Below are 12118 nucleotides of genomic sequence, written 5' to 3'. Positions count from 1 at the left end.
GGCCATGGCGCTGCGTCACGCCTGGCTGGGCGATGGCTGCGAAGTGGCCAGCGCGGCGCTGAGCGGGCACCGCTTCGACAAGCACAGCCACGACGAATTCGTCATCAGCGCCAACCTCTGCGGCAGCGAGGATATCTGGCTGGACGGCCGCAGCTTCCAGGCCGGCGCCGGCGACATCACTCTCTACAACCCGGGGCAGATCCAGGGCGGCGGCGCCGCCGACGGCCAGCCCTGGCGCTTCGTCAGCCTCTACCTGCCGGAAGCCGTGCTGGCCGAGAGCCTGGGCCTGCGGCGCCTGGCCTTCGAACGGCCGCTGCTGACGCATCTACAACTGGCTGGGGAACTGGCCCGGGCGGTGGAGCTGGCCCTTTCCGGCGATACCTTCCTGCGCGAGCGCGGCGAGGAGTGCCTGACCCTGGCGCTGGCCGAACTGGCGCGGCACGCGGGCACCCGTCCTCCGGCCACGGCAGCCCTTGGCCGGCGCCCGGTGGAGCGCCTGCAGGAACTGCTCGCCGCCAACCTCGCCGAGCCGCTGAGCCTGGAGGCCATGGCGCAGCAGGTGCAGGTCTCCAGGTTCCACCTGCTGCGGGCCTTCAAGCAGCACACCGGGATGAGCCCCCGGCAGTGGGCCATGCAACTGCGCACCCGGCGCGCGCTGGCGCTGCTGCGGGCAGGCGTCGCCGTGGGCGATGCCGCCCATGCCCTGGGTTTTGCCGACCAGAGCCACCTGACCCGCCACTTCCGCAGCGCCTACGGCATCAGCCCCGGCCGCTACCAGCGCACGCTGCGCGGCTGAAGCGGCGCAATCCGGTTCAAGTTTTTCCGCCATCGCCTGGGGAGAATGGGCGCATTCCCGCTTTCCGGAGTCCCGCCCCATGCTCGCCATCTTCCTTGCCGCCCTGCTGTTCGGCTTCGCCTTCAACATCTCGCCGGGGGCGGTGTTCAGCGAAACCCTGCGCCGTGGCCTGACCGGCGGTTTCCGCACGGCGCTGCTGGTGCAGCTCGGTTCGTTGATCGGCGATGCGGTCTGGGCGCTGCTGGGGCTGACCGGCCTGGCCCTGCTGCTGGCCCACGAGCAGGTGCGCGTGCCCCTGACCCTGGCCTGCGCCGGCTACCTGGCCTGGCTCGGCATCCAGGGCCTGCGCGACGCCTGGCGCCCGCCGCTGGACGACCTGGAGGCGGCCACCAGCGCCGGCAACGCCTTCGCCTCCGGGGCGGCCATCTCGCTGTCCAACCCGAAGAACGTGGTCTACTGGGGCGCGCTGGGCAGCGCCCTGGCCGGCATCGTCGAAGGCGCCCCGAGCCAGGCGCAGTCGCTGGTGTTCTTCGCCGGTTTCATGCTCTCGTCGCTGATCTGGTGCTTCCTCTGCGCCGGCCTGGTGGACTGGCTGCGGCGCAACACCTCGTTGTTCTGGCACCGCGTCAGCTACGCCGGCTGCGGCCTGCTGCTGCTCGGCCTGGCCGGATTGGCGCTGCGCGGGCTTTGAGGGCGCGCGTCTGGCGCGCCAATCGCTACGGCGATGGGTATCGCTTCGCTCAACCCATCCTACGGGGCTTCGAACCCACCTGTAGGAGCGGATTCATCCGCGATCCGGCCGACGGGCCGGTTCCGGGATATCGCGGACGGAGTCCGCTCCTACGCTGCGCCAACCGCGGCGTTCCCCTGTAGGAGCGCGCCCTGCGCGCGAACCGCGGGCATGGCCCGCCACGATGGGGCCGGGGAGGCACGGTCGCAGGACCTTGGCCGTGATAGCCGAAGGTTCCGGCGGCTACCTCAGAAATCGCCCCACAGCTGCTGCGCCACGCTCAGTGCCACCACCGGCGCGGTCTCGGTGCGCAGCACCCGCGGGCCCAGGCGGGCGGCGTGGAAGCCGGCGGCCCTGGCCTGTTCCACCTCGGCGTCGCTCAGGCCGCCTTCCGGGCCGATGAGGAAGGCCAGGCTGCCCGGGCGGGCGTGGCTGGCCAGGGGTTCGGCCACCGGGTGCAGGACCAGCTTGAGGTCCGCTTCGGTGGCCTGCAGCCATTCGGCGAGGCTGATGGGCGCGTCTATCTGCGGCAGCACCGAGCGGCCGCATTGCTCACAGGCGCTGATGGCGATCTGGCGCCAGTGGGCGGTGCGCTTGTCGGCGCGTTCGTCCTTCAGGCGCACTTCGCAGCGTTCGCTGACGATCGGGGTGATCCGCGCGGCGCCCAGTTCGGTGGCCTTCTGGATCGCCCAGTCCATGCGCTCGCCGCGCGACAGGCCCTGGCCCAGATGCAGGCGCAGCGGCGACTCGGCCAGGCCGGCGAAGCTTTCGCGCAGCTCCACGCGCACGTTCTTCTTGCCCACCTCCACCAGTTCGCCGAGGAATTCCTGGCCGGAACCGTCGAACAACTGCACGGCATCGCCGGCGGCATGCCGCAGCACGCGGCCGATGTAATGGGCCTGGGCCTCGGGCAGCTCGTGCTGGCCGAGGGAGAGGGGGGCGTCGATGAAGAAGCGGGAAAGGCGCATAGGAAACAAAGCCGCTGAAGGCTGGAGGCTGAACGAAGAGCGGCATGGTGCAGCCCGCTTTGCATTTCGTCCAGCCTCCAGCCTCCAGCCTCCAGCCTCCAGCGCTCTTCTCGGCTCTCAGCCGCTAGCCCGGATCCCGATGATCCGGATACAGCCCGCTGACCGCCACGCTCACCGAGTCCCGGCAGGCGATGTCGATGCCTTCGCTGGCCACTTCGGCGAGGAAGTCGATTTCCTCCGGGGTGATCACGTAGGGCGGCAGGAAGTACACCACGTTGCCCAGCGGGCGCAGCATGGCGCCGCGCTCCAGGGCGTGCTGGTAGACCTTCAGGCCGCGGCGCTCCTGCCAGGGGTAGGCTGCGCGGCTGGTCCTGTCCTGGACCATCTCGATGGCCAGGGCCATGCCGGTCTGACGGACCTCGGCCACGTGGGGATGGTCGGCCAGGTGCGCGGTGGCCGAGGCCATGCGCGCGGCCAGGGCCTTGTTGGCCTCGATCACGTTGTCCTGCTCGAAGATGTCGAGGGTCGCCAGGGCCGCGGTGCAGGCCAGCGGGTTGCCGGTGTAGGTGTGCGAATGCAGGAAGGCGCGCAGGGTGGCGTAGTCGTCGTAGAAGGCCTGGTAGACCTTGTCGGTGGTGAGCACCGCAGCCATCGGCAGATAGCCGCCGGTCAACGCCTTGGACAGCACCAGGAAGTCCGGGGTGATGCCGGCCTGCTCGCAGGCGAACATGCTGCCGGTGCGGCCGAAGCCGACGGCGATCTCGTCGTGGATCAGGTGCACGCCGTAGCGGTCGCAGGCTTCGCGCAGCAGCTTGAGGTACACCGGGTGGTACATGCGCATGCCGCCGGCCCCCTGGATCAGCGGCTCGACGATGACAGCGGCGACTTCCCGGTGATGCTGTTCCAGGGTGCGCTCCATGTGCTCGAACATGGCCCGCGAATGGGCTTCCCAGCTCTCGCCCTCGGCGCGCAGGTAGCAGTCCGGGCTGGGCACCTTGAGGGTGTCGAGCAGCAGCGACTTGTAGGTCTCGGTGAACAGTGCCACGTCGCCCACCGACATCGCCGCCACGGTTTCGCCGTGGTAGCTGTTGGTCAGGGTGACGAAGCGCTTCTTCGCCGGCTGGCCGCAGTTCTGCCAGTAGTGGTAGCTCATCTTCAGCGCCACCTCGATGCCGGAGGAGCCGTTGTCGGCGTAGAACACCCGCGACAGGCCCTCGGGCGTGAGGCGCACCAGGCGCTCGGACAGCTCGACCACAGGCGCATGGGTGAAGCCGGCGAGGATCACGTGCTCCAGCTGGTCGACCTGGTCCTTGATGCGCTGGTTGATGCGCGGGTTGGCGTGGCCGAAGACGTTCACCCACCAGGAGCTGACCGCGTCCAGGTAGCGCTTGCCCTCGAAGTCCTCCAGCCACACGCCCTTGCCGCGGCGGATGGGGATGACCGGCAGGCGCTCGTGGTCTTTCATCTGGGTGCAGGGGTGCCAGAGCACCTCCAGGTCGCGCTGCATCCACTCGGCGTTCAGGTCCATGGAAGGTCTCCTCTTGAAGTCGTCGGGCAAGCCTATGCAATGGGACATGGACGGACAAGGCGCGCGCCGCGACACACGGCAGAGGGTGGCATCTGGCCGGCCACTGGGCGCTGGCGTATGCTGCGCGCCTTCGCACCATGTTGGGGGATGCACGATGAAGATTCGATGGCTGCGCGCGGCCTCGCTGCTGGCGCTGGCGGCGTTCAGCGCGTTCGCGCTGGGCAAGGACAAACAGCCGACCGCGATCGTGGTCGGCGGCGGGCTGGCCGGCCTCAGCGCCGCCTATGAACTGCAGCAGTCGGGCTGGCAGGTCACCCTGCTGGAGGCCAAGCCGCAGATCGGCGGGCGCTCGGGCCTGGCCACCAGCGAATGGCTGGGCAACGCCAAGGCCCAGCCGACCCTCAACGGCTACCTGGACACCCTCAAGCTGAAAGCGGTGCCGGCGCCGGAATTCGTGCGTACCCCCAGCTACCTGATCGACGGCGTCTACTACAGCTCCGCCGACCTGAAGCAGAAGATGCCCGCCGTGGCCGCCGACCTGGAGCGCTTCGAGAAGTCGCTGAACGATCTCTCGGCGTCCATCGACGACCCGCTCGACCCGCTGGCCAACAAGACCCTGTTCGCCCTCGACCAGCTCAACGTCGCCCGCTGGCTGGACAAGCTGAACCTGTCGCCGACCGCGCGCCTGCTGGTCAACCAGCGCATCCGCTCGCACTATGACGAGCCCTCGCGCCTGTCGCTGCTGTACCTCGCCCAGCAGGGCCGGGTGTACCGCAACGTCGACGACCGCGACCTGCGCGCCGCGCGCCTGCCGGGCGGCAGCCAGGTACTGGCCCAGGCCTTCGTCAAGCAGTTGAAGACCATCAAGACCAACGCCCGCGTCAGCGCCATCGTGCAGGACAAGGACGGCGTCACCGTCAAGGCCGGCAGCACCGGCTACAGCGCCGACTACGTGGTGCTCGCCGTGCCTCTGCGCGCCCTGGCCCAGATCCAGCTGACCCCGGGGCTCAACGCCAGGCAGCAGGAAGCGCTGAAGAACACCAACTACGGCTGGCGCGACCAGATCCTGCTGAAGTTCAAGCGCCCGGTGTGGGACGACAAGTCGCGCCTGTCCGGCGAGATCTACAGCGACCAGGGCCTGGGTATGATCTGGGTCGAGCCCGCGCTCAAGGGCGGCGCCAACGTGCTGATCAACCTCTCCGGCGACAACGCCCGCGTGCTGCAGGCCTTCGGCGACCGGCAGATGGTCGACCAGGTGCTGATCCGCATGAACAAGTACTACCCGAAGATGCGCGGCGCCTATTCCGGCTACGAAATGCGCCGCTACAGCACCGACGTCAGCACCGGCGGCTCCTACCTGGCCTACGGCCCGGGGCAGATCAGCCGCTTCTGGCGCGCCTGGGAACAGCCGCTGCCGCGCGTCGCCTTCGCCGGCGAGCACACCGACGCGCTCTACCCGGGCACCATCGAGGGCGCCCTGCGCAGCGGCAAGCGCGCCGCCGCGCAACTGCGCGACCTGGCCGACGGCAAGAACGTCAGCATCCCCGCGCCGGCCAAGGCCAGCGAAGCGCCGGCGGCGCCGGCCGCGGGCGAGGGCAAGAAGAAGGGCGCGTTCTCCTGGTTCACCGACATGTTCTGAGCCGCGGCTCCCGCCACTGCCTGTGAAAAAGGGGCGCCTTCCAGCGCCCTTTTTCTTTGGCGGCGAATAATTCCCGCGCCCGGGGTGTTATCTCGAACGAGGCACAGAAGGCTCTGGAATGCTCGTTAGCCAGCGAAGCTATCTTGTGAATCGATGTTTCAAAGCAGTAATTTCCACTTTTATCCGATCGTTTTGCCGCTAGTCTTGATGCTCCGGCTTTATCAGGAAACCTTTCGATGCAATGGCGTAATTCGCCCTCCCGTTACGGTCTGGTCAGTCTCTTCCTGCACTGGGGCAGCGCCCTGGTGGTCTTCGGCCTGTTCGGCCTGGGCCTGTGGATGCGCGAGCTGGACTACTACGACACCTGGTATCACCGCGCCCCGGAAATCCACAAGAGCATCGGCATCCTGCTGGCCATCGCCCTGATCGTGCGCATCGCCTGGCGCTTCCTCAGCCCGCCGCCGCCGGCCCCGGCCAACCATGGCGCGCTGACGCGCAAGGCCAGCAAGCTCGGCCACCTGGCGCTGTACGGGCTGCTGATCGCGGTGATCGTCGCCGGTTACCTGATTTCCACCGCCGAGGGCAAACCCATCAGCGTGTTCGGCTGGTTCGACGTGCCGGCGACCCTGAGCGGGCTGCCCGAGCAGGCCGACACCGCCGGCGCCATCCACCTGTACCTGGCCTGGGCCCTGGTGGTCTTCGCCGTACTGCACGCCCTGGCGGCGCTCAAACACCATTTCCTCGACCGCGATGCGACCCTCACGCGCATGCTCGGCCGTTCCACGGATTGACCCCACCTAGCACCATATGGAGATCACCATGCTGAAGAAGACCTTCGCCGCCCTGGCCCTGGGTACCGCCCTGTTCAGCGCCGGCCAGGCCATGGCCGCCGACTACAAGATCGACAAGGAAGGCCAGCACGCCTTCATCGAGTTCCGCATCAAGCACCTGGGCTACAGCTGGCTGTACGGCCGCTTCGACGACTTCGACGGCGCCTTCACCTTCGACGAGAAGAACCCGGCCGCCGACAAGGTCAAGGTGACCATCAACACCAACAGCGTGAACACCAACCACGCCGAACGTGACAAGCACCTGCGTAGCGGCGACTTCCTCAACGTATCGAAGAACCCCACCGCGACCTTCGAGTCCACCGGCGTCAAGGCCGACGGCAAGAACGCCGAGATCACCGGCAACCTGACCCTCAACGGCGTGACCAAGCCGGTCACCATCAAGGCCGAGCTGGTCGGCCAGGGCGACGATCCGTGGGGCGGCTACCGCGCCGGCTTCCTCGGCACCACCACCCTGAAGCTGAAGGACTTCAACATCCAGCGCGACCTCGGCCCGGCTTCCCAGGAAGTCGAGCTGACGCTGTCGGTAGAGGGTGTGCGTCAATAAGACGCGGTTGCAGCGAAACGCCGGCGCAAGCCGGCGTTTTCGTTACTGCGGCAGCTCTTCCTGGGCGTCCAGGCAGCGTTGCAGCAGGTGCGCCATGCAGCGCTGCTCCTCGGCATCCAGCGGTGCAAAGAGCCTGTCATGGGTGCATGCGAGAATCGCCTGGGCCTGGGCATGGACGACCTTGCCGGCCTCGGTGAGGAACAGCTGGAAGCTGCGCTGGTCCCCCGGGTTGCGCTCGCGGCGGACCAGGCCGCGGCTCTCCATCTCGCGGACCTTGCGGGTGATCAGCGCCTTGTCGCGGCACATCTGCCGGCCGACGTCCTGCAGGTTGATGAGGCCCTCGGCCTCGGCGATCAGCTCCAGCAGACGGATGTCCGGCGGCGCCAGATCGATGCCCTGGGCGAGCAGGCCCATCTGCAGCTGGTTGCGCAGATGCTCGAAGAGCGCCATCAGGTTCTCTGGCAGGTCGGGATTCACGGGACGGGTCATGGCCTGGACGGGGTAAACGGAATGTAAAGCCGATTGATCGGCCGATTCATTTTCCTTATTTTAGTTGACGCTATCAACTTTATGACAAGCCGCTCACGCCGAATGGGAATCGTCTGAAGCGCCCGCCATGGGCTAAAACGTTTCAGGTGGTTACCGACAAGGCTTTCGGTCGTTTACAAACAAACCTGAATGTAAGTATTTTGCCAGCCTTTCCGGCCCGGCTGCCGCCGTGGTGCCGGATGCTTTCGCTTACGAGGACAACGATATGCAACGAACGCCAGCCAAGCGCGCCCTGGTTCCGGCCCTGCTCGTCGCCATGGCTACCCTTGCCGGTTGCGGCAAGAACGAGGCCCCGCAGCAGGCGCAGACCCCCGAGGTCGGCGTGGTGACCCTGCAGGCCCAGACGGTGCCGCTGAGCACCGAGCTGCCCGGCCGCACCACGGCGTTCCGGGTGGCCGAAGTCCGGCCGCAGGTCAACGGCATCATTCTCAAGCGCCTGTTCAAGGAAGGCAGCGACGTCAAGGAAGGCCAGCAGCTGTACCAGATCGACCCGGCCACCTACGAAGCCACCTACCAGAGCGCCAAGGCCAACCTGATGTCCACCCAGCAGCAGGCCGAGCGCTACAAGCTGCTGGTGGCCGACGAGGCGGTGAGCAAGCAGCAGTACGCCGATGCCCAGGCCGCCGCGCTGCAGGCCAAGGCCGCCGTCGACCAGGCGCAGATCAACCTGCGCTACACCAAGGTGCTGTCGCCCATCTCCGGGCGCATCGGCCGCTCGGCGGTGACCGAGGGCGCGCTGGTGACCAACGGCCAGGCCACCGCCATGGCCACGGTGCAGCAGCTCGACCCCATCTACGTCGACGTCACCCAGCCCTCCACTTCGCTGCTGCGCATGCGCCGCGAGCTGGCCGCCGGCAACCTGCAGAAGGCCGGCGACAACGCGGCCAAGGTCAAGCTGTTCCTCGAGGACGGTTCGGCCTACCCGCTGGAAGGCAGGCTGGAGTTCTCCGAGGTCTCGGTGGACCAGGGCACCGGCTCGGTGACCATCCGCGCGGTGTTCCCCAACCCCAGGCATGAGCTGCTGCCGGGCATGTTCGTGCATGCCGTGCTGCAGGAAGGGGTGAAGGACAAGGCCATCCTCGCGCCCCAGCAGGGCGTCACCCGCGACCTGCGCGGCCAGCCCACCGCCCTGGTGCTGGGCGCCGACGACAAGGTCGAGCTGCGCAACATCAAGACCGACCGCACCGTCGGCGCCTACTGGCTGGTCACCGAGGGCCTGAAGCCCGGCGACCGCCTGATCACCGAAGGCCTGCAGTACGTCCAGCCCGGCGCCAAGGCCAAGGCCGTGCCGGCGAAGAACGTCGCCCCCGCGCCTGAGGCCGGCAAGCCCGCCGCCTCGGACAGCCAGGGTTAACCAAGGGGTTTCGCAATGTCGAAGTTTTTCATTGACCGGCCTATCTTCGCCTGGGTTATAGCCCTGGTGATCATGCTGGCGGGCGGGTTGTCGATCCTCTCGCTGCCGGTGAACCAGTACCCGGCCATCGCCCCGCCGGCGATCGCCATCCAGGTCAGCTACCCGGGCGCCTCCGCGGAAACCGTGCAGGACACGGTGGTCCAGGTGATCGAGCAGCAGATGAACGGTCTCGACCATCTGCGCTACATCTCCTCGGAGAGCAACGCCGACGGCAGCATGACCATCACCGTGACCTTCGACCAGGGCACCAGCCCGGACATCGCCCAGGTCCAGGTGCAGAACAAGCTGCAGCTGGCCACGCCGCTGCTGCCGCAGGAAGTGCAGCAGCAGGGCATCCGCGTGACCAAGGCGGTGAAGAACTTCCTGATGGTCGTCGGCATCGTCTCCGAAGACGGCAGCCTGACCAAGGAAGACCTGTCGAACTACATCGTCTCCAACATCCAGGACCCGCTGTCGCGTACCGCTGGCGTGGGCGACTTCCAGGTGTTCGGTTCGCAGTACGCCATGCGCATCTGGCTGGACCCGGCCAAGCTCAACAGCTACCAGCTGACGCCCAGCGACATCGTCACCGCGGTGCAGGCGCAGAACGTGCAGATCTCCTCCGGCCAGCTGGGCGGCCTGCCCGCCTTGCCGGGGCAGCAGCTCAACGCGACCATCATCGGCAAGACCCGCCTGCAGACCGCCGAGCAGTTCGGCGACATCCTGCTCAAGGTCAACACCGACGGCTCCCAGGTGCGCCTGAAGGACGTCGCCCAGGTGGGCCTCGGCGGCCAGGACTACAGCATCAACGCGCAGTTCAACGGCAAGCCGGCCTCGGGTATCGCCATCAAGCTGGCCACCGGCGCCAACGCGCTGGACACCGCCAAGGCGATCCGCGCCACCATCGGCCGCCTGCAGGAGTTCATGCCCGAGGGCATGAAGGTGGTCTACCCGTACGACACCACCCCGGTGGTCTCCGCTTCCATCCATGAAGTGGTCAAGACCCTCGGCGAGGCGATCCTCCTCGTGTTCCTGGTGATGTACCTGTTCCTGCAGAACTTCCGCGCCACCCTGATCCCGACCATCGCCGTGCCAGTGGTGCTGCTGGGCACCTTCGGCGTGCTGGCGGCGTTCGGCTTCTCGATCAACACCCTGACCATGTTCGGCATGGTGCTGGCCATCGGCCTGTTGGTGGACGACGCCATCGTGGTGGTGGAGAACGTCGAGCGGGTGATGGCCGAGGAAGGCCTGCCGCCCAAGGAAGCGGCGCGCAAGTCCATGGGCCAGATCCAGGGCGCGCTGGTGGGCATCGCCATGGTGCTCTCGGCGGTGTTCCTGCCGATGGCCTTCTTCGGCGGCTCCACCGGGGTGATCTACCGGCAGTTCTCCATCACCATCGTCTCGGCCATGGCCCTGTCGGTGCTGGTGGCGCTGATCCTCACCCCGGCGCTGTGCGCCACCATGCTCAAGCCCATCGAGAAGGGCGACCACGGCGAGCACAAGCGCGGCTTCTTCGGCTGGTTCAACCGCAAGTTCATCGACACCACCCACGGCTACGAGCGTGGCGTGACCTCGATCCTCAAGCACCGCTCGCCGTACCTGCTGCTGTACGTGGTCATCGTCATCGGCATGGCCTGGCTGTTCACCCGCATCCCCACCTCCTTCCTCCCCGACGAGGACCAGGGCGTGCTCTTCGCCCAGGTGCAGACGCCGCCGGGCTCCACCGCCGAGCGCACGCAGAAGGTGGTCGACCACATGCGCGAGTACCTGCTGGACAAGGAAGGCCAGGCGGTCAGCTCGGTGTTCACCGTGACCGGCTTCAACTTCGCCGGCCGCGGCCAGAGCTCGGGCATGGCCTTCATCATGATGAAACCCTGGGAAGAGCGCCCCGGCTCGGAGAACAGCGTGTTCGCCGTGGCCCAGCGCGCCCAGCAGTACTTCTTCAGCATCAAGGACGCGATGGTCTTCGCCTTCGCCCCGCCGGCGGTGCTGGAGCTGGGCAACGCCACCGGTTTCGACATCTACCTGCAGGACCAGGCGGGCGTCGGCCACGACGCGCTGATGCAGGCGCGCAACCAGTTCCTCCAGCTCGCCGCGCAGAACCCCGTGCTGCAGCGCGTGCGCCCCAACGGCCTGAACGACGAGCCGCAGTACCAGCTGCTGATCGACGACGAGAAGGCCAGTGCGCTGGGCATTTCGCTGGCGGACATCAACAGCACCATCTCCATCGCCTGGGGTTCGAAGTACATCAACGACTTCATCGACCGCGGCCGGGTGAAGAAGGTGTACGCCCAGGGCGAACCCGGTGCGCGCATGAGCCCGGAAGACCTGGCCAAGTGGTACGTGCGCAACAGCAGCGGCGAGATGGTGCCCTTCACCGCCTTCGCCACCGGCAAGTGGGCCTACGGCTCGCCGAAGCTGGCGCGCTACAACGGCGTGCCGGCCATGGAAATCCTCGGTGAGCCGGCCCCGGGCCGCAGTACCGGCGAGGCCATGGCGGCGGTGGAAGAGATCGTCCAGCAACTGCCCAAGGGCATCGGCTACTCCTGGACCGGCCTGTCCTATGAGGAACGCCTGGCCGGCTCGCAGACCACCTCGCTGTTCGTGCTCTCGGCCATCGTGGTGTTCCTCTGCCTGGCGGCGCTGTACGAGAGCTGGTCGATCCCGTTCTCGGTGATGCTGGTGGTGCCCCTGGGGATCATCGGTGCGCTGCTGGCCACCTCGATGCGCGGGCTGTCCAACGACGTGTTCTTCAAGGTCGGCCTGCTCACCACCATCGGCCTGTCGGCGAAGAACGCCATCCTCATCGTGGAGTTCGCCAAGGAACTGCACGAGCGCGAGGGCAAGCACATCGTCGACGCGGCCATCGAGGCCTGCCGCATGCGTCTGCGCCCGATCGTCATGACCTCGCTGGCGTTCATCCTCGGCGTGGTGCCGCTGGCGATTTCCAGCGGCGCCGGCTCCGGCAGCCAGCATGCCATCGGTACCGGCGTGATCGGCGGCATGGTCACCGCGACCGTGCTGGCGATCTTCTGGGTGCCGTTGTTCTACGTGGTGGTCAGCACCCTGTTCAAGGACAAGGCGTCCAAGGAACAGGCGGCCACCGAGAAGGGGCATTGA

At 67.4% G+C, this 12118-nt stretch carries 10 protein-coding genes; 7 read left to right on the top strand and 3 right to left on the bottom strand.

What is annotated here, in order from left to right; genetic code table 11:
• Positions 1-4: 4 nt before the first annotated feature.
• Together PM1_RS27970 and PM1_RS27965 are read left to right on the top strand one after the other, a co-directional pair.
• Complete coding sequence (locus PM1_RS27970) at positions 5-796, top strand: AraC family transcriptional regulator (RefSeq protein WP_009615264.1); 792 nt, start codon at positions 5-7, stop codon at positions 794-796.
• Positions 797-875: 79 nt separating this feature from the next.
• Positions 876-1487, top strand: coding sequence for a LysE family translocator (locus PM1_RS27965; protein WP_009615266.1), 612 nt, complete (start codon positions 876-878; stop codon positions 1485-1487).
• Between the two features lie 287 nt (positions 1488-1774).
• Here the strand turns inward: PM1_RS27965 and PM1_RS27960 are convergent, their stop codons facing one another.
• A complete protein-coding gene (locus PM1_RS27960; protein ID WP_009615268.1) occupies positions 1775-2494 on the bottom strand; it encodes a 16S rRNA (uracil(1498)-N(3))-methyltransferase in 720 nt (239 codons plus the stop codon).
• 124 nt (positions 2495-2618) lie between these two features.
• Entirely contained in the window at positions 2619-4022 is a 1404-nt protein-coding gene (locus PM1_RS27955; protein WP_009615270.1) for an adenosylmethionine--8-amino-7-oxononanoate transaminase, read from the bottom strand.
• A gap of 154 nt (positions 4023-4176) precedes the next feature.
• On the opposite strand from PM1_RS27955, the gene PM1_RS27950 reads away from it, so the two are divergent.
• The 3 genes from PM1_RS27950 (at position 4177) to PM1_RS27940 (ending at position 7056) form a co-directional block, all read left to right on the top strand.
• Entirely contained in the window at positions 4177-5661 is a 1485-nt protein-coding gene (locus tag PM1_RS27950) for a flavin monoamine oxidase family protein (protein ID WP_009615272.1), read from the top strand.
• Positions 5662-5897: 236 nt separating this feature from the next.
• Positions 5898-6452, top strand: coding sequence for a cytochrome b (locus PM1_RS27945; protein ID WP_009615275.1), 555 nt, complete (start codon positions 5898-5900; stop codon positions 6450-6452).
• 28 nt (positions 6453-6480) lie between these two features.
• A complete protein-coding gene (locus tag PM1_RS27940; RefSeq protein WP_009615277.1) occupies positions 6481-7056 on the top strand; it encodes a YceI family protein in 576 nt (191 codons plus the stop codon).
• Between the two features lie 42 nt (positions 7057-7098).
• Here PM1_RS27940 and PM1_RS27935 read toward each other — a convergent pair whose 3' ends face one another.
• A complete protein-coding gene (locus PM1_RS27935; protein WP_009615279.1) occupies positions 7099-7545 on the bottom strand; it encodes a MarR family transcriptional regulator in 447 nt (148 codons plus the stop codon).
• A gap of 265 nt (positions 7546-7810) precedes the next feature.
• Here PM1_RS27935 and mexA point away from each other — a divergent pair, with 265 nt between their 5' ends.
• A complete protein-coding gene (gene mexA / locus PM1_RS27930) occupies positions 7811-8959 on the top strand; it encodes a multidrug efflux RND transporter periplasmic adaptor subunit MexA (protein ID WP_009615280.1) in 1149 nt (382 codons plus the stop codon).
• A 15-nt stretch (positions 8960-8974) separates the two neighbouring features.
• Positions 8975-12118 carry an efflux RND transporter permease subunit gene (locus tag PM1_RS27925; RefSeq protein WP_009615281.1) on the top strand — a complete coding sequence of 1048 codons (3144 nt, stop codon included), beginning with the start codon at positions 8975-8977 and terminating at the stop codon, positions 12116-12118.

It is taken from the genome of Pseudomonas sp. M1 (assembly GCF_022760135.1).
Taxonomy (GTDB): Bacteria; Pseudomonadota; Gammaproteobacteria; order Pseudomonadales; family Pseudomonadaceae; genus Pseudomonas; species Pseudomonas citronellolis.
Note: the sequence above shows the minus strand (reverse complement) of the source record. Positions and strands in the feature narration are given on the sequence as shown.

What these genes read in the sequence shown, in the direction of transcription:
- PM1_RS27960 (WP_009615268.1), bottom strand. Translation starts at nt 2,494, where the DNA reads ATGCGCCTTTCCCGCTTCTTCATCGACGCCCCCCTCTCCCTCGGCCAG.
- PM1_RS27935 (WP_009615279.1), bottom strand. Translation starts at nt 7,545, where the DNA reads ATGACCCGTCCCGTGAATCCCGACCTGCCAGAGAACCTGATGGCGCTC.
- PM1_RS27950 (WP_009615272.1), top strand. Translation starts at nt 4,177, where the DNA reads ATGAAGATTCGATGGCTGCGCGCGGCCTCGCTGCTGGCGCTGGCGGCG.
- PM1_RS27965 (WP_009615266.1), top strand. Translation starts at nt 876, where the DNA reads ATGCTCGCCATCTTCCTTGCCGCCCTGCTGTTCGGCTTCGCCTTCAAC.
- PM1_RS27955 (WP_009615270.1), bottom strand. Translation starts at nt 4,022, where the DNA reads ATGGACCTGAACGCCGAGTGGATGCAGCGCGACCTGGAGGTGCTCTGG.
- PM1_RS27970 (WP_009615264.1), top strand. Translation starts at nt 5, where the DNA reads ATGGCGCTGCGTCACGCCTGGCTGGGCGATGGCTGCGAAGTGGCCAGC.
- mexA (WP_009615280.1), top strand. Translation starts at nt 7,811, where the DNA reads ATGCAACGAACGCCAGCCAAGCGCGCCCTGGTTCCGGCCCTGCTCGTC.
- PM1_RS27940 (WP_009615277.1), top strand. Translation starts at nt 6,481, where the DNA reads ATGCTGAAGAAGACCTTCGCCGCCCTGGCCCTGGGTACCGCCCTGTTC.
- PM1_RS27945 (WP_009615275.1), top strand. Translation starts at nt 5,898, where the DNA reads ATGCAATGGCGTAATTCGCCCTCCCGTTACGGTCTGGTCAGTCTCTTC.
- PM1_RS27925 (WP_009615281.1), top strand. Translation starts at nt 8,975, where the DNA reads ATGTCGAAGTTTTTCATTGACCGGCCTATCTTCGCCTGGGTTATAGCC.